Source organism: Glutamicibacter mishrai (genome assembly GCF_012221945.1).
GTDB classification, from domain to species: Bacteria; Actinomycetota; Actinomycetes; order Actinomycetales; family Micrococcaceae; genus Glutamicibacter; species Glutamicibacter mishrai.
Genome location: NZ_CP032549.1, coordinates 598816 through 624497 on the forward strand (window position 1 = coordinate 598816; position 25682 = coordinate 624497).

Genomic DNA, 25682 nt, shown 5'->3' on the forward strand with positions numbered 1-25682 from the left:
GCGATGTAGTGGTCCGCCCCTTAGGAGCGGTTTCGTTTGTGCGTCTAGCGCAGGTTCTTCAGTTCGTCGCGGATCTGCTCCAGCAGTGCCAGCTGTGGGTCTGGCTCTTCTGCAGCTTCTTCCTCGGTCAGGCCACGGCGAGCTGCAAGCTTTTCGTTCAGCTTCTGCATTGGGAACACCAACGCGAAGTAGACAGCTGCAGCGATCAGCAGGAAGTTAACGAGGGCGGTCAGGAAGGACCCGAAAGCAATTTCGGATCCGTTCAGGGTGAATCGAAGGACGTCATCGAAAGACGGCTTACCGACCAATGCAGCAATCAACGGCATCAAGATGTTGTCAACAAGAGCGGTAACGACGGCGCCGAAGGCAGCGCCGATCACAACAGCAACGGCCAGATCGACAACGTTGCCCTTCATAATAAAATCGCGGAAACCTTTAAGCATGTTTGTAGCATACACAGGCTAAGCACAGGATCAAGGGTAAATCCCCAGATGAAATCGATAAATTCGGGAAACTCCCAGATTACGTTCTTCTGTTCGACACTTTATGAACCTTCAACTTCAGGTTAAATCTTTCGCAGGAGCATACGTCGCACCGAGTGATCAGCGGATTTCCGCAGAACCAGCTGGGCGCGGCCACGGGTTGGCAACACGTTTTCTTTCAGATTCGGTTCGTTGATCCGTTTCCAGATGCCGTGAGCCGTTTCATGTGCCTCTTCATCCGTCAATTGCGAGTAACGGTGGAAGTAGCTGGCCGGATCCGCGAAGGCGCCGGAGCGCAAACGCATGAATCGATTGATGTACCACTCTTCAATGTCGCTGGTACGTGCATCAACATAAACCGAGAAATCGAAGAAGTCGCTCAGTGCCAGGCCCACAGTTCCATCGGAACGGGTCCGCGCTGGCTGCAGGACATTCAGGCCCTCGACGATGAGCACCTGCGGGCTGCGCACCACGTTGCGCTCCCCCGGAACAATGTCATAAGTAAGGTGCGAATACACCGGGGTGCTCACTTCCGGCACGCCCGACTTCACCGATGAGACGAAGCGCAACAGTGCGCGGCGGTCATAGGATTCCGGGAAGCCCTTGCGGTGCATGATGCCGCGTCGCTCAAGCTCGGCATTCGGGTACAGGAAACCGTCAGTGGTAATAAGCTGCACGTCAGGAGTCTGCGGCCAGCGGCGCAGCATTTCCTGCAGCACACGGGCGGTGGTTGATTTACCGACGGCAACAGACCCGGCCACGCCAATGACAAATGGGGTGCGGGTGGTCTGCTCGCCGAGGAAGGTGGTGGTTGCCTGGTGTGTCGCTCCGGCGCCTTCGACGTAGAGATACAACAGGCGGCTCAGTGGCAGGTAGACGTCCCGGACCTCTTGGAGATCCAGTTCATCACCGAGGCCACGCAGCCGTTCAATGTCAGAGATGTTCAGCGGCTGTTCCATTTGATCGGAGAGCCGCGCCCAGGTCTCGCGCTCAAGATCAACAAAAGGCGAGATGGGTGTTTCAAGTGTTCCGTGTGGTTCCACGAGGTCAAATTCTGCCAAGAATATGCTCCACATCCCAATTAACGGGTTTCCACTCTTATTATCCGCCTTGATTTCCATGTCGATAAAGTGAGCCACTACACACCGAATTTTGAGGGCTGAAACACGATTGTTCCCGTCGATAGGGTTTCAGCCGGTAGGATTTTACGCATGTGCGGAATTGTTGGATATGCAGGAACCTCGAGCCGAGTTACCGACCACGGTGCCCTCGACGTTTTGATTGAAGGTTTGCGCCGGTTGGAATACCGCGGTTACGACTCGGCTGGTGTCGCAGTTGTTGCCGATGGCGCTATTCACTCTCGCAAGAAGGCCGGCAAGCTGGCCAACTTGGAGAATGAAATTGCTGAAGCTCCACTGCCCAAGTCGATGACTGGCATTGGACACACCCGTTGGGCAACCCACGGTGGGCCGAGTGATGGCAACGCCCACCCACACCTAGCCGATGGTGGCAAGCTTGCCATGATCCACAACGGAATTATTGAGAACTTTGCCGGTATCAAGGCCGAGCTGCTGGCTGAAGGCGTCACTTTCCTCTCGGAAACCGACACCGAAGTTGCAGCCGCTTTGCTGGGCAAGATCTACACCACCCAAGCCGAAGGCGATCTGACTCGTGCCATGCAGTTGGCCGTTCAGCGTCTTGAGGGTGCCTTCACCCTGTTGGCTGTCCACCAGGACCACCCAGGTGTTGTTGTGGCTGCCCGCCGCAACTCGCCGCTGGTTCTCGGTTTGGGCGATGGCGAGAACTTCCTCGGTTCCGATGTTTCCGGATTCATCGACTTCACCCGTCGTGCCGTGGAACTGGGTCAGGACCAGATTGTCACCATCACCCCAGACAGCCACTCGATCATCGACTTCAACGGCACCCCTGCCGAGGGCAAGGAATTCACCGTTGACTGGGATGCAGCCAGCGCTGAAAAGGGCGGCTTCGCTTCCTTCATGGAGAAGGAAATCTTTGACCAGCCAGCCGCTGTGGCCGACACCCTGCTGGGTCGCTCGGACGCTAACGGCCGCCTGACCCTTGATGAACTTCGCATCACCCCTGATGAGCTGGCACAGGTCAACAAGATTGTTGTTCTTGCTTGCGGTACCAGCGCTTACGCCGGCACCGTTGCCAAGTACGCTATCGAGTCCTGGTGCCGCATCCCGGTTGAGGTTGAGCTCTCCCACGAGTTCCGCTACCGCGAACCAATCGTTGATTCGAACACCCTGATTGTTTCCATCTCCCAGTCCGGCGAGACCATGGACACCTTGATGGCTGTTCGCTACGCCAAGGAACAGGGCGCCAAGACCCTGTCCATCTGCAACACCAACGGGTCCACCATCCCGCGCGAATCCGACGCAGTGCTGTACACCCACGCTGGTCCGGAAATCGCTGTGGCATCCACCAAGGCCTTCCTGGCTCAGATCACCGCGACCTACTTGCTGGGCCTGTACCTGGCACAGCTGCGCGGCAACCTGTTCCAGGGCCAGATCAAGGACATCCTTGCTGACCTCGGCAAGATCCCAGCCAAGATCCAGGACATCCTGGACCGCGGCGAAGAGATCAAGGCTGTTGCACGCAAGATGGCCCAGGTTCCATCGGTGCTGTTCCTGGGTCGCCACGTTGGCTACCCGGTAGCAATGGAAGGCGCCTTGAAGCTCAAGGAAATCGCCTACATCCACGCGGAAGGCTTCGCCGCCGGCGAGCTCAAGCACGGTCCAATCGCGCTCATCGAGCAGGACCAGCCGGTCTTCGTGGTGGTTCCTTCCCCACGCGGCCGCGACTCCCTGCACTCGAAGGTTGTCTCCAACATCCAGGAAGTTCGCGCCCGTGGCGCAAACACCCTGGTTATCGCGGAGTCCGGCGATGAGGACGTACGCGCATACGCAGAGTTCGTCTTCTACGTACCGGAGACCCCAACCCTGCTGATGCCGCTGCTGACCACCGTTCCGCTGCAGCTGTTCGCTTGCGAGCTGGCTTCAGCCAAGGGCTACGACGTTGACCAGCCACGCAACTTGGCTAAGTCGGTGACCGTGGAGTAATCCACGCACGACCCACGCTAAAGGGCCACACCATTTTTTGGTGTGGCCCTTTAGCTGTTAACCCAAGAAACTTGAAGCGCTATCCCTAGCTGGCGTCGTGGTCGGTTTCGAGAACTGCCGCCAAGGCTTCGAGTGCTTCTGCGGCACCGGCATCTTCGCTGCGCAACACCACTGCTTCCCCATGCTCGGCTCCCAAACCCATCAGCGTCAGGATGCTGCTGGCGTCTCCTGCTTCGTCTGCTGGCTCGCCTTCACGCGCGATGGTGATCTCGAAATCATATTCGCTGGCAGCCTCTGCGAAGATCGCGGCAGGGCGTGCGTGCAAACCGACTCGGCTACCGATGGTGGCGGTACGTTCAATCATCATTTTCCTCTGATTCTTAGCGGATTTTCAAAGACATCCCGGCCGTGAGCCACCCGGTGGCTACTTGGCACGTGAGCGCTCCTGTGATTCACTTCATATAACAGCGCTATAAGTGGTAGGGTAACGCGTATGAGTTCCAATGACCAGTTGCCTCCGAAAACTCGCCTTTTGCGCGCAGCTACCGAGTTGCTGGCGAATGCAGGCAGTGAACCGGTGTCGACTCGGCAAATCACAAAACTCGCCGGTGTAACCGCACCAACTCTCTACCACCACTTCGGAGATAAGGAAGGACTGTTCAATGCAGTAGTCACCGCAGGATTCGAAGAGTACCTGGCAGGCGAACGAGCCATCGATCTGGATTCCAATCCCATCGAAGACATCCGACGCCTCTGGGATGGCCACGTACAGTTTGGCCTTGATAAAACACATCTTTATTTGGTCCTGTTTGGCAACATCCGCCCCGAGAGCCGTCCGGCAATCATCGCGGAAGCCGAACAGCTGGTGGCGGAACGGTTGAACCGTGCAGCCATAGCCGGACAGTTGAAGGTCCCACCCCACGAAGCGGCACGCAGTATCATGGCCGCCAACGTCGGAGTGACCTTGATGCTCATCGCCGAGTCAGCCGACCGACGCAATTTGGAGTTGTCCACGATGACGCGGGACTCCATGATCCAGGCAGTGTTCAATGATGAAGCCCACGCCCAATTGTCCGAACCCACCAACCAGTCCTCCGTCGTGGTTGCCGCGATCGCCTTGAACGCGGCGTTGCAGTCTTCCAGCTCCAATGAGCTATCCAGCTCGGAACTCAAGCTGTTCTTGGAATGGCTTCACAGGATCTCTGCCTCCGGATAGCCTCGAAGTGCCACGGCCACTCATAATCTCCAGATCTACTACCCGCCCCCGGGCGAATTCTTAGGATTAGTCATGGAAACAGAAACGGTTGAAAAACCACGCGCCGGCTTGAGAGTCGGTGTCCAAAAGTTTGGCACCTTCCTCTCGGGCATGATCATGCCCAACATCGGCGCGTTCATCGCCTGGGGCCTGATTACAGCCCTGTTCATCCCGGATGGCTTCCTGCCAAACGAAAAGCTGGCGTTGCTGGTAGATCCAATGATCACCTTCCTGCTGCCATTGCTGATCGGCTACACCGGTGGACATGCCATCTATGGTTTGCGCGGTGGCGTTGTTGGCGCCGCAGCGACCATGGGCGTGATCGTAGGTACCGATATCCCGATGTTCATCGGCGCCATGATCATGGGCCCACTGGCCGCATGGGTCATGAAGAAGCTGGATGCACTGTGGGAAGGCCGCATCAAGCCTGGCTTCGAAATGCTGGTGAACAACTTCTCCGCCGGTATCCTCGCCGCCATCATGGCCATCCTGGGCATGCTGATAGTCGGCCCGGCAGTGAAGGCCTTCAGCCAGGGCGCTGCAGCAGCCGTGGACTTCCTGGTCCAGCACGGCCTGCTGCCACTAACCAGCATCTTGATTGAGCCAGCCAAGATCCTGTTCCTGAACAACGCCATCAACCACGGCATCCTCACCCCGCTGGGCACCGAGGAATCCCTGAACGCTGGCAAGTCCATGCTGTTCCTGCTGGAATCCAACCCTGGCCCAGGTCTTGGCCTGTTGCTGGCCTACACTGTCTTCGGCCGCGGCATGGCCCGCGCTTCGGCACCGGGTGCCGCGCTGATCCAGTTTGTCGGCGGTATCCACGAAATCTACTTCCCTTACGTGCTGATGAAGCCAGTGATCGTTCTGGCACCAATCCTCGGCGGCATGGCCGGCGTGTTCACCCTGGTGGTCACCGGTGCCGGTCTTCGCTCCCCGGCAGCCCCGGGCAGCATCCTGGCCGTCTACGCGGCAGCCTCCAAGGACAGCTACCTCGGCGTCACGCTCTCGGTGCTCTTCGCAGCCATCGTTTCCTTCGTCGTCGCGGCGCTCATCTTGAAGTTCAGCAAGGCCTCCGATGGCGATGAGCTGGGCGAAGCCACCTCGAAGATGGAAGCCATGAAGGGCAAGAAGAGCTCCGTAGCTTCCTCGCTGGTTTCAGCTGGTGCAGTCTCCGGCCCAATCCGCAATGTTGTCTTCGCCTGCGATGCAGGCATGGGTTCCAGCGCTATGGGCGCCTCAGTACTGCGCAACAAGATCAAGGATGCGGGCTTTGGCGACGTCAAGGTCACCAACTCGGCCATCGCCAACCTGACTGATACATACGACATCGTGGTGACCCACCAGGACCTCACCGACCGCGCGAAGCCGAAGACCGAAAGCGCCACGCACGTCTCGGTGGACAACTTCATGAATAGCCCACGCTATGACGAGATCGTTGAGCTGGTCCGCAAGAGCAACGGCGGCGCCGATGAGCCTGCTGACGCTGGCACCGCGGCAGCAGCTCCGGCCGCAGCAGCCACAGCAACGGCCGCGACCGCTGACGAGTCTTCTGAAGCCGCGGCTGATGAAGCGCAGCCAGGCAACGAGATCCTCAAGTCTGACGGCGTTATCCTCGCTGGTACTGCCACCGAACGCGACTCGGCCATCGAGGAAGTCGGCCAGCTGCTGATGCAGCGCGGCTCCGTCGATGCAGACTACGTGAAGGCCATGCACGAACGTGAGACTTCGGTATCCACGTACATGGGCAACTTCTTGGCTATCCCCCACGGCACCAATGACGCCAAAGAACACATCAACCACTCGGCTGTTGCCGTTGTCCGCTACCCGGAAGGTATCGACTGGGGCGGCAAGGACGTGAAGTTTGTTGTGGGCGTCGCGGGCCTGAACAATGAACATCTGAAGATCCTGGCTTCCATTGCCAAGATCTTCACCAACAAGGAACAGGTCGCCCAGCTGGAGCAGGCCACCTCCGTACAGGAAATCCTTGATCTATTCGGAAAGGTCAACACTAAGTGAAAGCCGTACATTTTGGAGCGGGAAACATCGGCCGAGGATTTGTCGGCTTACTGCTGCACGAAGCCGGTTATGACATCGTCTTCGCCGACGTCGCAGCAGAGCTGATCGATAGCCTCGCGGCGGCCGACAGCTACACCGTGCACGAGGTCGGCCAGGAAGGACAGGACAAGGTCGTCACCGGCTTCAGCGCCTTGAACTCCGGCACCCAGCAGGCCGAGCTCATCGAGCAGATTGCCACCGCTGACTTGGTTACCACCGCGGTCGGCCCGCACATCCTGAAGTTCGTTGCGCCGGCCATCGCGCAGGGGCTGGCCCAGCGGTCGGCTGGCCTGGCTCCGCTGCACGTGATGGCGTGTGAAAACGCCATCAACGCCACCGACATCCTGCAGCAGGAAATCCAGTCCGCTTGGGAGGGTGCCGAGCATGATCTGGCTGTGCGTGCTACCTTTGCCAACACCGCGGTGGACCGCATCGTCCCGGCGCAGGCACCAGGCCAGAACCTTGATGTCACCGTGGAGACCTTCTACGAGTGGGTCATCGACCGCACCCCATTCCGCGGAAATGAACCAGCGATTCCCGGGGCAACATTTGTCGATGAATTGCTGCCTTACATTGAACGCAAGCTCTTCACGGTCAATACCGGCCACGCCAGTGCCGCGTACTTCGGTGCTGCCGCTGGGATTGAGAAGATCTCTGATGCCATGGCTGATGAGCAGATCTCGCAGAAGGTCAATGCAGTCCTGCAGGAGACCAAGGCACTGCTGGTAACCAAGCATGGTTTGGATCCCATCGCGCAGGAAGCCTATGTGCAGAAGATCCTGACCCGCTTCACCAACCCTCACCTTCCGGATACCGTGGGCCGTGTAGGCCGAGCGCCAATGCGCAAGCTCAGCCGCCACGAACGCTTCATCGGCCCGGCCGCTGATCTGGCTGAGCGGGGAATGGAAACCGAAGCACTGGAAGAAGCCATTGCGGCCGCTCTTCGCTTCAATGCACCAGAGGATGAGGAAGCAGCCACCCTGCACAAGATCCTGGCAAGCCAGTCCGCTGATGAGGCTACTGCCTCGATCACCTCACTGGAGCCAGAGCATCCGCTCTTCACCAAGGTGAGCTCCCTGATTGAAGCCGCCGCGTAACAGCGGCATCCACTGCTCGAACTCGCGGGGCCTCGCGTTGCCACATGGCAGCGCGAGGCCCCTCGGTCGTTTCCGCAGACACTGCCCCAGTGAATTTCTGCAAGTGCCGGTCGATATAATGGAACCCATGATTGCAGGTATTGGAGTGGACATTGTTGACGTGCCACGATTTGGCCGACAGCTCGAAAAGACCCCACGCCTGAAAGAGCGCCTCTTCACTGCGGAAGAACGCGATTTGCCGCTTCGTTCCCTCGCCGCCCGTTTCGCTGCCAAGGAAGCCATCGCCAAAGCGCTGGGCGGACCTGCCGGGATGAACTGGCAGGACTGCACCATCCGCAAAGACGAAGCTGGTGATCCGCAGATCCACAACACCGGTTCGGTTGCCGAGGCCAGTGAACAGCGGGGCATCACTTCATGGCATCTGACCATGTCACACGACGGCGACATGGCAATCGCCATGGTTGTCGCGGAACGCTAGTAATTCCAAAACAAAAGAATAACGACACGTTTGGCATTAAATAGGGATTCCGCCGACGGCCTTGAGTATTGTGTGATTTATGATCTCTGTCTACAGTGTTGCGCAGATTCGTGCGGTTGAGTCCCAGGAGATTTCCACGCGTGGCGAAGCGAGCTTGATGAAGCAAGCCGCCGCAGAATTGGCTTCAACGGCCGTCGCCATGTTGGCTGACAATCCGGGCACGGAACCTGCCTTTGTTATCGCCCTCATCGGACCCGGCAAAAACGGCGGGGATGGCCTATATGCGCTAGCCCAGCTGCAAGAGCAGGGAATCTCCACGCTGGCATTGCAGTACGCAGAGCAGGTTCATGTCGAAGCGGCCTCTGCCTACCAGAGCGCCGGCGGATCCCTCACTGATTTTTCTGACGGCCAGGGCGAACTCGCCAACGCGTCGCTGATCATCGATGCCCTTTACGGCCTGGGCTACCGCGCCGGTTCCCCGCTGCCTTCCCTTCCCGCGAACGCCCGTGTTCTCGCGTGCGACGTCCCATCGGGTCTGAACCCTGAAACCGGTGTCGCTGAAGACAACGTTCTGCGTGCCGAGCGCACGGTGACCTTCGGAGCCATGAAGTCCGGCCTGTTGACCATTGATGCTCCTCTGGTGACCGGTGACATCACCGTGGCAGATCTCGACTTCGATTTTTCCTCCGTAACGCCGGAGACCCAGTTGGTTGATGAAGCTGCGGCGCTGGAACTTCTGAACCAGCACCGTTCATGGCGTGATGCCGGACGGCACAAGTACCAGCGTGGCGTCTTGGGCCTCATCGCCGGTTCTGACCTCTACCCTGGCGCAGCTCAGCTAACCGCCAAGTCTGCCGTGAACTGCGGCGTTGGCCTGCTTCGCACCCATGTGCCTGAATCAGTTCGGCCGCTGGTCGCCGCTTCTGTGCCTGAGTCCGTCCCTCTGGATGATGAGCAGATCAAGGAAGCATTGTCTTCCTCACGTCGCCACCTGCACGGCAAGGGAGCCAAGATCTCGGCCTGGGCTATAGGTCCTGGCCTTGATGGACGCACTCCCCCAACCGGTGTTATCGCGGAAGTCTTCGCCAGCCGCCAGCCAGCGGTCATTGATGCTTCAGGTCTTGAAGTTGTCCCTACTGGTCCCAGCGAGCAGCCCCGTGTGCTCACCCCGCATTCCAAGGAATTGCGCATGCTTCTGGGCCGAGCAGGCGTCAAGGTCACCCCTGATGAAATTGAGCAGGATCCGATTCGGTGGACCCGCTGGGCTGCTCTGGCATACAACGCTGTGGTGCTCCTGAAGGGCCCCACCACTTACATCGTGGCACCTAACGGCACCAGCCTGGTGGTTTCCCACTCAGCTCCTCAGCTGGCTACTGCCGGTAGCGGCGATGTCCTCACGGGCATTCTTGGCTACCTGCTCTCGGACAACTCGCTGACGGGCACCCAGGGCCTGCGCACTGTGCCTAACCGTCGCATCATGGAACTCGCTGCCTGCGCTGCCATCATCCATGGCCACCTTGGCCGAGTGGCTGCCGAAGATGGCACAGTCAGCGCTTCTCGCCTGATCGATAACCTGCCAAAGGTCATGAAGCACTTCGGGTTCTAAGCATCTGAGCTAAAACGCAAAAAATGCGGTTGTCGACGACAACCGCATTTTTGCTATTCAAGGGGTGCTACTGCTGAACCGGTACCGGTCCCGTCGCAGCGTTATTGCTATTGAGCTCGAAGTACTCGCCCGGGCCGGTCATGACCCAGCCCTGCTCGCGCCAGGCCGGCCGGTCCAGCACGTTGCGGCCATCGATGAGCATCTTGGATGCGACAACTTCGCCGAGCTCGTTGGGATCCAGGTCGCGGAATTCCTGCCATTCGGTCAGCACCAGGGTCAGGTCCGCGTTGCGGGCAGCTTCCTGATGCGAGTCCACGTAGTTCAGGCGTGGGAAGCGTCCTGCTGCGTTGGCATTTCCTTCTGGGTCGTAGACCGAGACTTCGGCGCCTGCGTTGTACAGTCGCACGGCGATGTCCAGCGCTGGCGAATCGCGCACGTCATCGCTGTTGGGCTTGAAGGTCACGCCGAGCACGCAGATGTGCTTGCCGGCCAGTTCGTTGCCCAGCATGTTGGAGGCCAGGGAAACGACACGGTCTCGGCGGCGCAGGTTGATCTGGTCCACCTCGCCGAGGAAGCCCATGGTCTGGGTCAGGCCCAGCTCGCTCACGCGCGCCTGGAGGGCACGGATGTCCTTCGGCAGGCATCCGCCGCCAAAGCCTACTCCAGCGTTCAGGAACTGGCGTCCAATGCGCTTATCGTGGCCGATAGCGTCAGCCAGGGTCTTGATGTTGCCGCCCACCGTCTCGGTGACCTCAGCGAAGGCGTTGATAAAGGAAATCTTGGTGGCAAGGAAAGCATTGGCTGCGACCTTCACCAGCTCCGCGGTCTCAAGGTCAGTGACGATTTCAGGGACATCTTGTGCCAGCACCGATGCGTAGACTTCACGCAACAGTTCCAGTCCGCGTCCGTCTTCGAGGCCGTAGACCAGGCGGTCGGGACGCAACGTATCCTTCACCGCGAATCCCTCGCGCAGGAATTCGGGGTTCCAGGCAATGGCGATGTTGCTTCCCGGCTTGGCGTCCTGGGCAATCTTTTCGCTCAGCCGGCGCGCGGTGCCCACGGGCACGGTCGACTTGCCGACAATCAACGCATCGCCAGTGATGTGTTCAAGCAGCGAGTCGACGGCACCATCGACGTACGACAGGTCAGCAGACTGCGAGTCCGCACGCTGCGGGGTGCCAACTGTGATGAAGTGGATATCTGCATTGGCGGCTACGTCTTCGTAGTCGTCCGTGAAGCGGAGGCGTCCGGAGGCTACGTTCTTGCGCAGCAGTTCCGGCAGGCCTGGTTCATGGAACGGCAGGATTCCTGCTGCCAGTGATTCCAGCTTGGCCTTGTCTACATCGACGCCAATGACTTCATAGCCCAGTTCTGCCATGCAGGCGGCATGGGTTGCACCGAGGTAGCCGGTGCCGATCACGCTGATGCGTAGAGTCACGAAAGTCCTTCTCTCCGAGAACACGAACCGATGTCTGTTTCTACTAGTTAGCATGCCACACCCCCGTAGGGTGTTCGTGTGCAGAACACTGTACGGGGGTGTGAGTTTTCTCGATATTTACGTATTAGTTGCTGAACGTCAGCTGAACTACAGGGAAAGGTATTCCTTGACCGAAGCGGCGAGGGTCTCGGCCTCAGCCTGTGCCTGGTCATGCGTAGCTGCTTCAACCATCACGCGGACCACAGGCTCGGTACCCGAGGGGCGCAGTAGTACACGTCCCGTGGAACCCAGGCGGGCTTCGGCGGCGGCAACATCGCGCTGCAGCGGCTCAGACTCAGGTGCTGCAGCCTTGTCGACGCCTCGCACGTTGATCAGCACCTGCGGCAGAACGGTGAGCACCGAAGCCAGTTCCTTCAGGGACTTGCCGGTTGCCTTCACGCGCGCTGCGATCATCAGACCGGTCAGGACGCCGTCGCCGGTGGTTGCGTGCTTGGAGAAGATCACGTGGCCTGACTGCTCGCCACCAAGCGAGTAGTTTCCTTCGTGCATTCCTTCAAGAACGTAGCGGTCACCGACGCCGGTCTGCTTCAGGGTGATTCCTGCAGCTTCCATGGCCAGCTTCAATCCGAGGTTGCTCATCACGGTGGCAACGAGGGTGTCGTCCTTCAGCTCGCCGCGGTCCTTCATGTCCAGTGCCATGATGGCCATGATCTGGTCGCCGTCAACGACGGAGCCCTCATGGTCTACTGCCAGGCAACGATCAGCGTCGCCGTCGTGGGCGATGCCCAGGTCTGCCTTGTGCTCCAGCACAGCAGCCTGCAGCTTCTCCAGGTGGGTGGAGCCATAGCCGTCATTGATGTTGATGCCGTCCGGGTCTGCGCCAATGACGATGACTTCAGCGCCGGCAGCCTTGAATACTTCCGGGGAGCAGCCCGAAGCAGCGCCGTGTGCGCAGTCCAAGACGACCTTCAAACCGTCGATGCGGTTTGGCAGCGCCTGGAGCAGGTGCATGATGTAGCGGTCTTCGGCGTCGGCAAAACGTGCAACGCGGCCGACTTCGCCACCGGTGGGACGAGGCTTTGGCATCTTCAGGCACGCTTCGATCGCGTCTTCCAGCGAGTCATCAAGCTTCTTGCCACCGCGAGCCAAGAACTTGATGCCGTTATCTGGAGCGGCGTTGTGCGACGCGGAGATCATGACACCGAAGTCGGCGTCCAGGTCTCCTACCAAGAAGGCTGCTGCGGGAGTAGGCAGCGTGCCGGCGTCCATGACGTCCACACCCGAGGCGGCCAGGCCAGCCTCGATTGCCGCGGACAGGAAGTCGCCGCTGATGCGCGGGTCTTTTGCCACCACTGCAACAGGCTTGTGCCCGTCTTCTGGCTGGCTCAAGCCCAGCACCACGGAGGCTGCCTGCGCCAGTTCCAGCGCTAACTCGGGAGTTAACAGTTCGTTTGCTTTTCCTCGGACCCCATCGGTCCCAAATAATCTTGCCATCGTTTCCAATCATATGCCCTCTACTTCGATTTATCCTCGTTGAAGCGATGCGACAGGTATGGAATGAGAAAAGATTAATGCGGTCCTCAAAGATGGCGAGATTAAAGGCCGAAGGCCCCAACTTCCCTTGCGGGGAGTCGGAGCCTTCGGAAAAGACCTTGAAGTAAGGTTTAGCGCTTCGAGAACTGCGAAGCCTTACGTGCCTTCTTCAGACCAGCCTTCTTACGCTCGATGACGCGTGCGTCACGGGTCAGGTAACCGGCCTTCTTCAGGGTGGCGCGGTTAGCGTCGCGGTCGATCTCGTTCAGTGCACGGGCGATGCCCAGGCGCAGTGCGCCAGCCTGACCGGAGATGCCGCCGCCGTTGATGCGTGCGATAACGTCGTATGCGCCTTCCAGACCCAAAACCTTGAATGGCTCGTTAACATCCTGCTGGTGCAGCTTGTTTGGGAAGAAGTTGTCCAGCTCGCGACCGTTTACGGTCCACTTGCCGGAGCCTGGTACCAGGCGAACGCGGGCGATAGCCTGCTTGCGACGGCCAACTGCTGCACCTGGAACGGTCAGTGGAGCACGTTCGGTTTCAGCAACTGCAGCCGAAGCAGAGGTCTCGGTGGTGTAGGTCGAAGGGGTCTCGCCTTCGAATTCAGTGGTTTCTTCAGCGTTCTGAGCCACGATAATCTCCTATTAAGTATTTCTTCTCGGGGCCAGGACTACTGAGCGACCTGGGTGATTTCCAGTGCCTTTGGCGACTGAGCAGCGTGTGGGTGCTCTGCGCCGCGGTATACCTTCAGCTTCGAGAGCTGAGCAGCAGACAGCTTGTTCTTAGGCAGCATGCCCTTGATAGCCTTCTCAACAGCCAGAACTGGGTTCTTCTCCAGCAGATCTGCATAGTTGATGCTCTTCAGGCCACCTGGGAAACCGGAGTGGCGGTAAGCGCGCTTGTTCTCAAGCTTCTTACCGGTCAGTGCAACCTTTTCTGCATTGATGATGATGACATGGTCGCCCATGTCCATGTGTGCAGCGAAGGTTGGCTTGTGCTTGCCGCGCAGCAGGGTTGCGGCCTGGACGGCGAGACGGCCGAGTACTACATCGGTGGCGTCAATGACATACCACTGACGAGTCTGGTCAGCCGGCTTTGGGGTGTACGTACGCACAGTAATTGCCTTACGTTGATTCGTTTCTGGTCAAACAGTCGCTTGGCTGAAGGCGGTGAGATCCCCCAGTGACAGGCACTGTCGTGTTGTTCTTGTGTTTAGACCAGTACGTCAGGTGAGGACTGATGATAACCGGCCGTCCATATAGTGTTCGCACACCCAGCAGACCAGCGACTATGCAACTAAGCCGTCACGCTTGGGCGTGTAGTGTCGAACGTGGACATACACAACTCATAAAAGTTTAGCGGATTAAAGTGTTTCCGGCCAAAAAAGCATCAGCGTCGTGAGCAACAACACCCTTAAGATCCCGGGGATTATCGGCTGTTCAGCCTTGTGCGGATGACTCTTCGACTTCATCTTCACTGCGCAGGGCTCGGGTCTGCAGCGCTCGGGCAGCCAGCTCATCGGCCTCGGGATAGTAGACCTCTTCAAGTACCAGGGCTCGCGGATGCGAAAGCTTGGTCTTGGAGTCTCGGACCATCTGCTCCAAGCGGGTGGCCAAGAATCCTGGCTGTTCGCGCCCATCCCCCACCATCATGGCTGCGCCGATGAGGGCACGGACCATATTGTGGCAGAAGGCATCGGCCTTGAGGTGAGCGAGGATTAGCCCATCTTCACCGCGGGTGAAGCTGAACTCCTGCAATGTACGAATCGTTGTCGCATGCGGGCGGGGCTTGCAGTAGGTCAGGAAGTCATGTCGGCCGAGCACTGTCTGCGCTTCGCGGTTCATGGCTTCGACATCGAGTTCTTCACGGTGCCATGTCGTCAGGTGTCGGGTCAGCGGATCCCAGCGGTGCTGCCCATCGGCAATGCGATACGAGTAGCGGCGAGCCAGCGCCGAGAATCGGGCGTCGAATCCTTTGGGAGCACGCTGGGCTTCATGGACCCATACAGCGCCATCCTGGCGGCCGAGAATGCCGTTGATGCGGCGTACCAGTGCTGGACCTGGTTCCAGTGATGCCTTGCGCGGCAGGCCGTCGTATTCAGCTTGGGTGAGGTCGAAGTGGACTACCTGCCGGCGCGCATGGACTCCTGCGTCGGTGCGTCCTGCCACAACAACACGCACCCGGCGACGCACCAGCATTTCCAATGCTTCTTCGACCAACTGCTGAACGCCGATGACATTGGGCTGCCGGGCCCAGCCACTATAGGCTGCACCGTCATAGCCGAGCACCATCTGCATCCGGATCCATGCGGGGTCTTCTGTACTCCCCAGTGCTGAGGTGCCCATTGGATCGATGCTGACAGGTTCAGTGCTCATAGTTTTAATTATGCGTGTTGGCCCGCACCGGGAGCCAATTGGATCAACATCACGTGTGCCTCATACCCATACAAGAGTCGCTACACAGCGATCAGCAATTCCCTACTTTGGCGGCGCATCACACCGTGGCCCCGAGGCAAGATGATGGCTTTGCTTCTGCCGTCCGAATTCAGCACAGTCATCCCCTGAATTCGTAAGACAAGTATCTGATCGCTGTCACTAATAACTGCATTGTGTAGAGTAACGCATGAGAGTCAATGTCGTCACGGCATCGGCATCGCTCACCATCATCACTACGCAAGGAAAACCGATGTTCAAGAAGATTGCAGCAACCGCAGCGGTACTCACGCTGGCAGCCACAGTCATGACCGGCTGCGGGTCCTCCAAGATGTCCACAGAGGAGACCTGCACGTACATCAATGATCAAGCCAAAGAAAAGGGCTTGAAAGAAAAGATGGAAGCTGCCGGCACCAAAATGGTGTCCGGTGATACCGAAGGTTTCAAATCCACAGTCGGCGAGTTCACTTCGCTCATGCAGGAAGCCGCAGGTAAGACTGAGGACGACAAGCTCGCTGACGCGTTGAACGCCTCGGTTGAGCAGACGAATAAGATGGTTGATCTGATGGCTGATGAGAGTCTGAGTTTGGAAGAAAAATCCACCAAGGTTCAGGAACTTGATACTGCAGAAACCAAGGATAAGACCGCCTACCTGGACACGGCCTGCCCTAACATGGACGCGCTGGACTAGGACGCCCATCGCCGAGGCAATGCCTTGGCGTTAGAACTTCAGAAGTGGCCTTGGCTGAATCACGAGATTCGGCCAAGGCCACTTGCCTTTGGACTCGGACTCCCTTTACCCGCAACAACGCAGGAACCGCATGCTTTGCTTGTGTAGGCTTAAAACTACGCTGACAAGGCCCTCGAAGCCCACTGTCGCTCGATCATCTCTACGCAAGGAATCACATGCTCAAGAAGGTTGCTGCCAGCGCCGCAGTGCTGACGCTGGCCGCCACGGTTATCACTGGTTGCTCCTCGGGAAAGCTGAACACCGAAGATACCTGTTCATTCATCAGCGTCCAGGTCGTCGAGAAGGACTTGCTGCAAAAGGCTGACGATGTCAGTGAGCAGCTCGTGGCTGGAGAGACCAAGGATTACGCCAAGATCATTGATGAGTTCAATGCGATTCTCGGGGATGCTGCTTCCCAGACCAAAGACAAGAAGCTGGTTGAGGCTTTGACCGCTGAGTCAGAACAGAATCAGGAAGTCTCCAAGCTCATGGCTCAGGGAACCAGCGAGAATGCCGCCGAGATCTCCATGAAGCTCTCCGCCCTGGAGACTGATGAAGCTTCCGAGGCCACTGCCTATCTGGATGAGGCGTGCCCGGGCATGGATAGCTTCAGCTAGGACCCTGCACTTCAACTCCCCCGGTACCAGCTGTTTAAAGCAAAAAGATTCCCGTTGGATCCTTTCGGATTCAACGGGAATCTTTTAATCACCGCTTTGGGTGCGAGCTTCAGCTCGAAGGGGACTTATGCCTCTTCGGTTGCCTCTGCCTCAGGTGCTTCAGCAGCCTTCTCGGTAGCCTTGGTGGCTTCCTTGACGACGGCCTGCTTTGGCGAAACTGGCTCCATCACGAGCTCGATAACTGCCATAGGAGCGTTGTCGCCCTTGCGGTTACCGATCTTGGTGATGCGGGTGTAGCCACCCTCGCGGTTTGCCATTGCTGGTGCGATGTTCTCGAACAGTTCGTGAACGATCGACTTGTTGGTGCGCGAACGCGAAGCGATGACGGCCTGAACGCGACGACGCGATGCCAGGTCTCCGCGCTTTGCGAAGGTGATCAGGCGCTCTGCGTGTGGACGCAGACGCTTGGCGCGGGTCAGGGTGGTGGTGATCTTCTTGTTCTCGAAGAGCTGTGCCGACATGTTAGCGAAAATCAGTCGCTCATGTGCTGCACTGCCGCCGAGACGCGGACCCTTGGTAGGGGTAGGCATTGTGGTTCTCCTAGATGAATAACCCGTCCGGCACGATTCTCTCGTGCCGGCGGATGAAGTAGTGTGTCGCTAGACGCGGGTCTTTACAGACCTTCGTCGTATTCGTCGCCATCTTCGATGGCGCTACGAGCGGCCAGATCAAAGCCTGGAGGGGAATCCTTCAGGGCCAGACCCAGTTCAACCAGCTTGGCCTTGACTTCGTCAATGGACTTCGCACCGAAGTTGCGGATGTCCATCAAGTCTGCCTCGGAGCGGGTAACGAGTTCACCCACGGAGTGGATGCCCTCACGCTTCAAGCAGTTGTACGAACGAACGGTCAGTTCCAGATCCTCGATCGGCAGAGCCATGTCGGCAGCCATGGCTGCGTCCGTTGGCGATGGACCGATTTCGATACCTTCAGCTGCGGTGTTCAGCTCGCGGAACAAGCCGAACAGTTCAACCAAGGTGGTACCTGCGGATGCAACTGCATCGCGCGGGGTGATCGATTCCTTGGTCTCCACGTCAACGATCAAGCGATCGAAGTCAGTGCGCTGCTCAACACGGGTAGCTTCCACGCGGAAGGTTACCTTCAGAACTGGGGAGTAGATCGAATCCACAGGGATGCGACCGATCTCGCCGTCGATGTTCTTGTTCTGAGCGGCAGACACATAGCCACGGCCACGCTCAATGGTCAGTTCCATATCGAACTTGCCATTGGCGTTCAGGGTTGCAATGTGCAGATCAGGGTTGTGGAACTCCACACCGGCTGGCGGGGTGATGTCCGCTGCAGTAACGATGCCTGGGCCCTGCTTGCGCAGGTAGGCAACGACTGGCTCGTCGTGCTCGGAAGAGACCGACAGGTTCTTGATGTTCAAGACCAGTTCGGTGACGTCTTCCTTGACACCGGCTACGGTGGTGAACTCGTGCAGTACTCCGTCAATTCGAATGCTGGTGACAGATGCACCAGGAATCGAAGAGAGCAGGGTACGGCGAAGCGAGTTACCCAGGGTGTAACCAAAGCCTGGCTCCAGTGGTTCGATTACGAACCGGGAGCGGTTTTCGGCAACTACTTCTTCGGTCAGGGTTGGGCGCTGCGTAATGAGCACTTACATTTCCTTTCAGCGAGCGTCCGCTATATGACGCCTCACGGGGGTGGAAACGACGGTAGCCTTAGGTGGCCGTTCGTCTTTTGCAGGCGAATGAGTCCAAGATAGCCACCGGAGCACTCAGATGAATGCTTCGGTGACTTCTTAGGCCTAGCCTAGCGAATCAATTAGACGCGGCGACGCTTTGATGGGCGGCAACCGTTGTGAGCGCTTGGGGAAACATCCTGGATGGATCCAACCTCAAGGCCAGCAGCCTGCAGCGAACGGATCGCGGTTTCGCGTCCCGAGCCCGGGCCCTTGACGAAAACGTCAACCTTGCGCATGCCGTGCTCCTGAGCGCGCTTTGCAGCGGCTTCAGCAGCCATCTGGGCAGCGTATGGGGTCGACTTGCGCGAGCCCTTCATGCCTACCTCGCCGGCCGAAGCCCACGAGATAACAGCGCCAGTCGGATCGGTGATCGATACGATGGTGTTGTTGAAGGTGCTCTTGATATGCGCCTGTCCCTGCGCAATATTCTTTTTGTCCTTGCGACGCGGCTTACGTACCGCTCCACGAGTCTTTGGGGGCATTTCTTCTCCTACGAAAAAAGTATTTGAGTTAGATCGCTAAGATTTAGCGAGTCTTCTTCTTACCTGCGACGGTACGCTTCGGGCCCTTGCGGGTACGTGCGTTGGTCTTGGTGCGCTGACCGCGGACCGGCAGGCCCTTACGGTGACGAATACCTTCGTAGGATCCGATCTCGACCTTGCGGCGGATGTCAGCCTGAACCTCACGGCGCAGGTCACCTTCTACCTTGTAAGTGCCTTCGACGAAGTCGCGCAGCTGCACGAGCTGGTCATCGGTGAGATCCTTGACGCGAGTGTCCGGGTTGATACCGGTCGCTGCGATGGTCTCTTCTGCACGGGTCTTGCCCACGCCGTAGATGTAAGTCAGCGCGATGATTACGCGCTTCTCGCGTGGAATATCCACGCCTGCTAAACGAGCCAAGTGGCTACCTTTCAACGAACGGAGGTCTGGAGCAGTACCATCCGTGATCTCTCACGGCCCCGGCCTCCGAATCCGGGGGTACACCAGGACAAAAGTCCTAGCTGATACTGCCTAATTGACTACGCGTGGGAATCCCGTAAAAACGGAATTAGCCCTGACGCTGCTTGTGGCGTGGGTTCTCGCAGATCACCATGACGCGACCATTGCGGCGAATTACCTTGCACTTGTCGCAGATCGGCTTCACGCTAGGGTTAACCTTCAACGGTTTACTCCTCTATGCGGTTGCAGTTAAATGTGGAGCAGTAAAAAGCTTGTCCAAGAACAATCATCAGCGATCCGGTTCATCTTGCGATGACCCGTCTCGCTGGGAAAGTCTTCAGTCTGCAGATTTACTTGTAGCGGTAAACGATACGACCTCGGTTGAGATCGTATGGGCTCATTTCAACCTGCACTCGGTCCTCTGGGAGGATTCGAATGTAGTGCTGACGCATCTTACCCGAGATAGTGGCGAGCACTACGTGTCCATTTGGCAGCTCCACGCGGAACATCGCGTTCGGCAGTGCCTCCGAGACGGTGCCCTCTACCTGGATGACGCCTTCCTTCTTGCCCATTTTCCCCGCTAACTTTTTTTGTTGGCAATTTTCACCAACAAGTAATTGGTTCTGGCTCATAATCGGTGATGTCCAAACATAGAATTTTGGGCACACTTAAATCACGAACCAACATTCAACAATACGCCATAGAAGCGCTCAGTGCCAATCGTTCACTGATCTTAAAATGTTAGATCCAGCACGCAACGGGCTGTCAGCGTGCTGGATCTATGGTTTTGCGCGGATCGGCTATGGCTTGATCGGCGAAGGGGTCACGCCGAAGGGCGCCAGGCCGGCCTCTCCCCCGTCATGGGCCGAGAGCACCCAGATGCCGCCCATGTGGAAGGCCACGGTGTGCTCCCACTGCGAAGCGTTGGACTTGTCGTTAGTGACCACGGTCCAGTCATCTTCCAGCACCGAGGTCTCGATGCCGCCGCGCACCAGCATCGGCTCGATGGCCAGGGCCATGCCCGGCTTGATGCGCGGGCCGCGGTGCCCGGAGTTGTAGTTCAATACATCCGGCGCCATGTGCATGGCCGAGCCGATGCCGTGGCCGCAGTAATCTTCCAGGATGCCCAGCTCGTCGCCTGGCTGGCTGGTGACGTAGTCGTCGATGGCCTGGCCGATCTGGCCGATGAAGCGGGCGTTGGCCGCCGCGGCGATACCTGCCCACATCGCCTGCTCGGTGATGTCGCTCAGGCGCTGGTCGGCCGGGTCGATGTTCTTGCCGATCAGCACGGTGCGCGCCGAGTCGGAGTGCCAACCGTCAACGATGGCGCCGCCATCGATCTTCAGCACGTCGCCGTCCTTGAGCTCATAGTCAGAAGGGAAGCCGTGCACCACTTCGTGGTTGACCGAGGCGCAGATGTTCGCTGGGAAACCGTGGTAGCCCAGGAAGTTGCTGGTCGCGTTATTGCGCTCGAGCACCTTGCCGAACACCTTGTTGATCGCTTCGGTGGTCACCCCGGGGCGAGCCATCGCAACGGCTTCATCCAATGCCTCGGCCAGCACGAGGCCAGCCTGGCGCATCTTCAGGATTTCAGAGTTGGATTTGTACTCGATTTTCGGCTGTCCAAAAGCCAATGTGATTCCCCTAGCTCAGTGGTGGATCCGCGCTAGCTAAGATCCGTGCAAAAGTACGCAGGGACCGCGCTGCAACTTTCGTTGTTGCTGCACGATCCCTGCGCGATGTCCTGACCGTCGCCTAGGCGTTGACGTTCAACGCCGCCAGCACACGCTCGGTCACTTCGTCGATCGCGCCCAGGCCGTCGACCTTGCGCACGATGCCGCGTTCCTCATAGCGCTCCACAACGACGCGGGTCTCTTCGTTGTACAGGCTCAGGCGGTGGCGGATGACCTCTTCGGTGTCATCTGCTCGGCCTTCGATCTCAGCGCGCTTGAGCAGGCGGGCCACCAGTTCATCGTCATCGGCGGTCAGCTGCAGCACAGCGTCCAGGGCGATGCCCTTGTTGGCCAGCATGGCGTCCAGCGCGTCGACCTGTGCGCTGGTGCGCGGGTAGCCGTCGAGCAGGAAGCCCTGGGCGACGTCGTCCTGGTTCAGGCGATCCTCGACCATGTTGTTGGTTACCGAATCAGGTACAAAGTCACCATTGTCAATGTACTTGCTTGCTTCGATTCCCAGCGGGGTGCCGCCCTTGACGTTGGCACGGAAGATGTCGCCGGTGGAGATGGCGACGATTTCCAAACGCTCGGAGATCTTTACGGCCTGGGTGCCCTTGCCGGCACCTGGAGGTCCAATGATTAGCAGTCGACTCATCGCAGTAGCCCTTCATAGTTTCGTTGCTGCATTTGAGCATTGATTTGCTTGACGGTTTCCAATCCCACACCAACCATAATGAGGATCGATGTTCCGCCAAATGGGAAGCTCTGATCAGCGTTGAACAGCACGAAGGCAATCAGTGGGATCAACGCAACGAACGCGAGGTACAGCGCGCCCGGGAAGGTAATACGTGAAATCACGTACTGAAGGTATTCGGCGGTCGGACGTCCAGCGCGAATGCCTGGAATGAATCCGCCGTACTTCTTCATGTTGTCAGCCACCTCAACCGGGTTGAAGGTGATCGCGACGTAGAAGTACGCGAAGCCGATGATCATCAGCGTGTAGACCAGCATGTACCACGGCGAGGAGGTCGATGAGTGCTCCTGCAGCCACATGGCCCACTGCGGCAGGGTGCCGTCGTCGTTCTGGTTGAACTGCACCAGCATCTGCGGCAGAGCCAAGATCGAGCTGGCGAAGATCACGGGGATCACGTTGGCCATGTTCAGCTTCAGCGGGATGTAGGTGGAGGTGCCGCCAACGGTGCGTCGGCCCACGGTGCGCTTGGCGTACTGGACCGGGACGCGGCGCTGGGACTGCTCCACGAAGACCACCAGTGCCACGATGACCAAGCCCACCAGCAGGACGCCGATGAAGGTCATGATGCCCTGGGACTGCATGATCGTGCCCATTGCGGATGGGAAGCCCGAAGCAATGGAGATGAAGATCAGGATGGACATGCCGTTGCCGATACCGCGTTCGGTGATCAACTCGCCCATCCACATGATCAGACCGGTGCCTGCGGTAAGAGTGATGACCATCAACAGGATCACGATCAACGAATCATCCGGGACCAGCGGCAGCGAGCAGCTCGGGAAGAGGCTGCCGGTGCGGGCCAGGGTCACCAGGGTGGTTCCCTGCAGCAAGGCCAGGGCGATGGTGAGGTAACGCGTGTACTGCGTCAGCTTGGCTTGGCCGGCTTGGCCTTCCTTGTGCAGGGTCTCGAAGTGCGGGATCACCACACGAAGCAGCTGGGTGATGATGGACGCCGTAATGTACGGCATGATGCCCATGGCAAAAATGGAGACCTGCAACAGGGCGCCGCCACTGAACAGGTTCACGAACGAATAAAGTCCACCGGTGGTTTCACCCATTGCCAGACACTGCTGAACGTTGCTGTAATCAATGCCCGGAGCGGGAATGAATACACCGACACGATAGATCGCAATGATCCCAAGCGTGAACAGCAACTTGTTGCGCAGATCAGGCGTCCGAAAAACTCGGGCTATGGCGCTGAACAAGCGTCCTCCTGAAGTATGTGCTTGAGCCTAGGAAGAGATACTTCCTATGACCTAACGATTCTAGCCGTGAACAGTACTATCCTACCAAATACGCCACACGAATTAGACGCAAATGTTTATGGACAGAAATGTTTATGGCCTGATCAACCAAGCATTGGATATGTTCTTGGAAAGTTTCTCGCCGATAGCAGAATGGTCCCGGTCCGCGTCGATTACTCAACGCGAACCGGGACCATTCAAAGGCTAACCCTGAATTAGAGGGTGTTTGCCGAGCCGCCAGCAGCAGCGATCTTCTCGGCTGCGGAAGTCGAGAAGGCGTCAACCTTCACGTCAACCTTAACCGTGATGTCGCCGGTACCCAGTACCTTGACAGGCTGGTTCTTGCGAACAGCGCCCTTGGCAACCAGTGCCTCAACGGTGACTTCGCCACCTTCTGGGAACAATTCCGAGATCTTGTCCAGGTTTACAACCTGGAACTCGACGCGGAATGGGTTCTTGAAGCCGCGCAGCTTTGGCAGACGCATGTGCAGCGGAAGCTGACCACCTGCGAAGCCTGCCTTCACCTGGTAACGAGCCTTGGTACCCTTGGTACCGCGACCTGCGGTCTTACCCTTAGAACCTTCACCACGACCCACGCGGGTCTTGGCAGTCTTTGCACCCTCAGCTGGGCGCAGGTGGTGAATCTTCAGTGCTTTTTCTTCAGCCATCTCTACTTCGCCTCCTCAACCTTCAACAGGTGTGGGACCTTGTTGACCATACCAACAGTCACAGGGTCAGCGGAGCGGACAACGGTCTGTCCGATGCGCTTCAGGCCCAACGAGCGAACAACGTCGCGCTGGGACTGGTTACCACCGATGATGGACTTGATCTGGGTGATTTCCAGCTTGGCGTCGCTTGGAACAATGTTCTTAGCCATTGATTAAGCACCTGCCTTCTGGCTCTGGATGTGACGCAGCATTGCTGCTGGTGCAACCTCGTCCAGCGGAAGACCGCGGCGAGCTGCAACAGCCTGTGGCTCCTCAAGAGCCTTCAGTGCAGCAATGGTGCCCTGAACGATGTTGATCTGGTTGCTAGAACCCATCGACTTCGACAGGATGTCGTGGATACCTGCGCACTCCAACACGGCGCGCACTGGACCACCGGCGATAACACCGGTACCAGGAGCAGCTGGACGAAGCATGACGACGCCAGCGGCGGCCTCACCCTTGACCAGGTGTGGAATGGTGGTGCCAACGCGTGGAACGCGGAAGAAGGACTTCTTAGCCTCTTCAACGCCCTTGGCGATAGCAGCAGGAACTTCCTTGGCCTTACCGTAGCCAACGCCTACCAGACCGTTGCCGTCGCCAACAACGACAAGTGCGGTGAAGCTGAAGCGACGACCACCCTTGACGACCTTGGATACGCGGTTGATAGCTACAACGCGCTCAAGGAACTTGTCCTTGTCTTCGTTGCGGTTATCCTTCTGGTCACGGCCACGGCCGCGGCCTTCGCCACGTCCACGACCTTCACCACGACCGCGGCCTTCGCCGCGACGGGATCCAGCGTTCTCGGTAGCGGGAGCCGATGCAGTCTCGACTGCTTCAGTAGCTTCAGACACCTGAGTTTCCTTCTTGTTGGTTGCTTCGCTCACAGTGCCAGCCCACCTTCACGTGCGCCGTCAGCAACAGCAGCCACGCGACCGTGGTACTTGTTGCCACCGCGGTCGAAGACTACTGCTTCGATGCCAGCAGCCTTGGCGCGCTCTGCAACGAGCTGGCCAATCTGCTTAGCCTTGGCGGTCTTGTCGGCTTCGCTTGCACGAAGCTCGGCTTCCATGGTCGAAGCGCTGGCCAGGGTGATACCCTGCGAGTCGTCTACGATCTGTACGAAGATGTGACGAGCCGAGCGGTTGACAACCAGGCGTGGACGAACGGTGGTACCAACGATGTGCTTGCGCAAACGCTGGTGACGACGACCGCGCTGAGCGGACTTGCTCTTGCCCTTGATTCCGATAGCCATGATTACTTACCAGCCTTTCCGACCTTGCGGCGGATGATCTCGCCAGCGTAACGGATACCCTTGCCCTTGTAAGGCTCGGTCTTACGCAGCTTGCGGATGTTGGCGGCAACTTCACCGACGTGCTGCTTATCAATACCAGCAACGGTGATCTTGTTGTTGCCCTCGACCGAGTAGGTGATGCCGTCAACGGCAGCAACCTTCACTGGGTGCGAGTAACCCAGAGCAAGCTCCAGGTCAGCGCCCTTGGCCTGTACGCGGTAACCGGTACCGTGGATTTCGAGCTTCTTCTCGTAACCCTCGGTCACACCGATGATCATGTTGTTGATCAGGGTGCGGGTCAAACCGTGCAGCGAACGAGCCTCGCGGGAATCGTTCGGGCGAACAACGGTAACAGTGTTCTCGTCCTTGGAAACGGTGATCGGAGCCGAAACGGTGATCGAAAGTTCACCCTTTGGTCCCTTTACGGCGACCAGCTGGCCGTCGATGTTCAACTCAACGTTGGCAGGAACGGTGATCGGAAGACGTCCAATACGTGACATTGTATG

The 25682-nt window shown here is 58.3% G+C and carries 29 protein-coding genes and 1 pseudogene; 8 read left to right on the plus strand and 22 right to left on the minus strand.

The features are described 5' to 3' along the window. Window positions 1–44 precede the first annotated feature (44 nt). Together mscL and coaA are read right to left on the minus strand one after the other, a co-directional pair. Window positions 45–443 carry a large conductance mechanosensitive channel protein MscL gene (gene mscL, locus D3791_RS02820; protein WP_172511258.1) on the minus strand — a complete coding sequence of 133 codons (399 nt, stop codon included), beginning with the start codon at window positions 441–443 and terminating at the stop codon, window positions 45–47. Window positions 444–565: 122 nt separating this feature from the next. Next, a complete protein-coding gene (gene coaA, locus D3791_RS02825) occupies window positions 566–1525 on the minus strand; it encodes a type I pantothenate kinase (protein ID WP_172512884.1) in 960 nt (319 codons plus the stop codon). Window positions 1526–1693: 168 nt separating this feature from the next. On the opposite strand from coaA, the gene glmS reads away from it, so the two are divergent. Next, window positions 1694–3565, plus strand: a complete 1872-nt coding sequence (gene glmS, locus D3791_RS02830) for a glutamine--fructose-6-phosphate transaminase (isomerizing) (RefSeq protein ID WP_022874093.1) — start codon at window positions 1694–1696, stop codon at window positions 3563–3565. A gap of 85 nt (window positions 3566–3650) precedes the next feature. On the opposite strand, the gene D3791_RS02835 is transcribed toward glmS, so the two are convergent. After that, window positions 3651–3929 carry an HPr family phosphocarrier protein gene (locus D3791_RS02835; protein ID WP_172512885.1) on the minus strand — a complete coding sequence of 93 codons (279 nt, stop codon included), beginning with the start codon at window positions 3927–3929 and terminating at the stop codon, window positions 3651–3653. 129 nt (window positions 3930–4058) lie between these two features. Here D3791_RS02835 and D3791_RS02840 point away from each other — a divergent pair, with 129 nt between their 5' ends. From D3791_RS02840 to D3791_RS02860, 5 genes are all read left to right on the plus strand, one after another. Next, on the plus strand, window positions 4059–4781 hold the full coding sequence (locus D3791_RS02840) for a TetR/AcrR family transcriptional regulator (protein ID WP_172511259.1): 723 nt from the start codon (window positions 4059–4061) through the stop codon (window positions 4779–4781). 72 nt (window positions 4782–4853) lie between these two features. Beyond that, window positions 4854–6839 (plus strand): PTS mannitol transporter subunit IICBA, encoded by a 1986-nt coding sequence (locus D3791_RS02845; RefSeq protein ID WP_022874096.1) that lies wholly within the window; start codon window positions 4854–4856, stop codon window positions 6837–6839. Further along, window positions 6836–7975, plus strand: coding sequence for a mannitol-1-phosphate 5-dehydrogenase (locus tag D3791_RS02850; RefSeq protein ID WP_172511260.1), 1140 nt, complete (start codon window positions 6836–6838; stop codon window positions 7973–7975). Before D3791_RS02845 ends, D3791_RS02850 begins: the two co-directional genes overlap by 4 nt. 127 nt (window positions 7976–8102) lie before the next feature. Then, a complete protein-coding gene (locus D3791_RS02855; protein ID WP_172511261.1) occupies window positions 8103–8453 on the plus strand; it encodes a holo-ACP synthase in 351 nt (116 codons plus the stop codon). Window positions 8454–8532: 79 nt separating this feature from the next. Further along, a complete protein-coding gene (locus D3791_RS02860) occupies window positions 8533–10059 on the plus strand; it encodes an NAD(P)H-hydrate dehydratase (protein WP_172511262.1) in 1527 nt (508 codons plus the stop codon). A 67-nt stretch (window positions 10060–10126) separates the two neighbouring features. On the opposite strand, the gene D3791_RS02865 is transcribed toward D3791_RS02860, so the two are convergent. The 5 genes from D3791_RS02865 to truA all read right to left on the minus strand — a co-directional run bounded on the left by D3791_RS02865 (window position 10127) and on the right by truA (window position 15405). Continuing rightward, the gene (locus tag D3791_RS02865; RefSeq protein WP_172511263.1) at window positions 10127–11497 is read right to left on the minus strand and encodes a UDP-glucose dehydrogenase family protein; all 1371 of its coding nucleotides are present in this window, start codon (window positions 11495–11497) and stop codon (window positions 10127–10129) included. A 147-nt stretch (window positions 11498–11644) separates the two neighbouring features. After that, window positions 11645–12991: a phosphoglucosamine mutase gene (gene glmM, locus D3791_RS02870; RefSeq protein WP_172511264.1), complete on the minus strand. Its 1347-nt coding sequence runs from the start codon at window positions 12989–12991 to the stop codon at window positions 11645–11647. Window positions 12992–13161: 170 nt separating this feature from the next. Further along, entirely contained in the window at window positions 13162–13662 is a 501-nt protein-coding gene (gene rpsI, locus D3791_RS02875; RefSeq protein WP_022874107.1) for a 30S ribosomal protein S9, read from the minus strand. Window positions 13663–13700: 38 nt separating this feature from the next. Further along, a complete protein-coding gene (gene rplM / locus D3791_RS02880) occupies window positions 13701–14144 on the minus strand; it encodes a 50S ribosomal protein L13 (protein ID WP_022874108.1) in 444 nt (147 codons plus the stop codon). A gap of 325 nt (window positions 14145–14469) precedes the next feature. After that, on the minus strand, window positions 14470–15405 hold the full coding sequence (truA, locus tag D3791_RS02885) for a tRNA pseudouridine(38-40) synthase TruA (protein ID WP_172511265.1): 936 nt from the start codon (window positions 15403–15405) through the stop codon (window positions 14470–14472). Window positions 15406–15715: 310 nt separating this feature from the next. Here truA and D3791_RS02890 point away from each other — a divergent pair, with 310 nt between their 5' ends. Next, on the plus strand, window positions 15716–16153 hold the full coding sequence (locus D3791_RS02890; RefSeq protein ID WP_022874110.1) for a hypothetical protein: 438 nt from the start codon (window positions 15716–15718) through the stop codon (window positions 16151–16153). Window positions 16154–16368: 215 nt separating this feature from the next. Next, on the plus strand, window positions 16369–16809 hold the full coding sequence (locus D3791_RS02895; RefSeq protein WP_022874111.1) for a hypothetical protein: 441 nt from the start codon (window positions 16369–16371) through the stop codon (window positions 16807–16809). A gap of 128 nt (window positions 16810–16937) precedes the next feature. On the opposite strand, the pseudogene rplQ reads toward D3791_RS02895, so the two are convergent. The 14 genes and pseudogenes from rplQ to rplF all read right to left on the minus strand — a co-directional run. After that, a pseudogene (gene rplQ, locus D3791_RS02900) lies at window positions 16938–17399 on the minus strand (50S ribosomal protein L17); the annotation flags it as partial. An 83-nt stretch (window positions 17400–17482) separates the two neighbouring features. Next, window positions 17483–18484 carry a DNA-directed RNA polymerase subunit alpha gene (locus D3791_RS02905; RefSeq protein WP_022874113.1) on the minus strand — a complete coding sequence of 334 codons (1002 nt, stop codon included), beginning with the start codon at window positions 18482–18484 and terminating at the stop codon, window positions 17483–17485. 167 nt (window positions 18485–18651) lie between these two features. After that, window positions 18652–19053: a 30S ribosomal protein S11 gene (rpsK, locus tag D3791_RS02910; RefSeq protein ID WP_022874114.1), complete on the minus strand. Its 402-nt coding sequence runs from the start codon at window positions 19051–19053 to the stop codon at window positions 18652–18654. Window positions 19054–19096: 43 nt separating this feature from the next. Further along, complete coding sequence (rpsM, locus tag D3791_RS02915) at window positions 19097–19471, minus strand: 30S ribosomal protein S13 (RefSeq protein ID WP_022874115.1); 375 nt, start codon at window positions 19469–19471, stop codon at window positions 19097–19099. A 148-nt stretch (window positions 19472–19619) separates the two neighbouring features. Next, window positions 19620–19733, minus strand: coding sequence for a 50S ribosomal protein L36 (gene rpmJ, locus D3791_RS02920; protein WP_071894985.1), 114 nt, complete (start codon window positions 19731–19733; stop codon window positions 19620–19622). A gap of 127 nt (window positions 19734–19860) precedes the next feature. After that, the gene (gene infA, locus D3791_RS02925) at window positions 19861–20082 is read right to left on the minus strand and encodes a translation initiation factor IF-1 (RefSeq protein WP_013349662.1); all 222 of its coding nucleotides are present in this window, start codon (window positions 20080–20082) and stop codon (window positions 19861–19863) included. Window positions 20083–20310: 228 nt separating this feature from the next. Then, window positions 20311–21144 carry a type I methionyl aminopeptidase gene (map, locus tag D3791_RS02930; protein ID WP_022874116.1) on the minus strand — a complete coding sequence of 278 codons (834 nt, stop codon included), beginning with the start codon at window positions 21142–21144 and terminating at the stop codon, window positions 20311–20313. Window positions 21145–21265: 121 nt separating this feature from the next. Further along, complete coding sequence (locus tag D3791_RS02935) at window positions 21266–21838, minus strand: adenylate kinase (RefSeq protein ID WP_022874117.1); 573 nt, start codon at window positions 21836–21838, stop codon at window positions 21266–21268. After that, on the minus strand, window positions 21835–23139 hold the full coding sequence (secY, locus tag D3791_RS02940) for a preprotein translocase subunit SecY (RefSeq protein WP_172511266.1): 1305 nt from the start codon (window positions 23137–23139) through the stop codon (window positions 21835–21837). The genes D3791_RS02935 and secY overlap by 4 nt, the downstream gene beginning before the upstream one ends. A 254-nt stretch (window positions 23140–23393) precedes the next feature. Beyond that, window positions 23394–23846: a 50S ribosomal protein L15 gene (gene rplO / locus D3791_RS02945; RefSeq protein WP_022874119.1), complete on the minus strand. Its 453-nt coding sequence runs from the start codon at window positions 23844–23846 to the stop codon at window positions 23394–23396. Between the two features lie 2 nt (window positions 23847–23848). Beyond that, window positions 23849–24055, minus strand: a complete 207-nt coding sequence (gene rpmD / locus D3791_RS02950) for a 50S ribosomal protein L30 (protein ID WP_022874120.1) — start codon at window positions 24053–24055, stop codon at window positions 23849–23851. Window positions 24056–24058: 3 nt separating this feature from the next. Continuing rightward, window positions 24059–24736, minus strand: a complete 678-nt coding sequence (gene rpsE, locus D3791_RS02955) for a 30S ribosomal protein S5 (protein ID WP_172512886.1) — start codon at window positions 24734–24736, stop codon at window positions 24059–24061. 29 nt (window positions 24737–24765) lie between these two features. Then, the gene (rplR, locus tag D3791_RS02960) at window positions 24766–25137 is read right to left on the minus strand and encodes a 50S ribosomal protein L18 (RefSeq protein WP_022874122.1); all 372 of its coding nucleotides are present in this window, start codon (window positions 25135–25137) and stop codon (window positions 24766–24768) included. A gap of 2 nt (window positions 25138–25139) precedes the next feature. Continuing rightward, entirely contained in the window at window positions 25140–25676 is a 537-nt protein-coding gene (gene rplF, locus D3791_RS02965) for a 50S ribosomal protein L6 (protein ID WP_022874123.1), read from the minus strand. Window positions 25677–25682 lie beyond the last annotated feature (6 nt).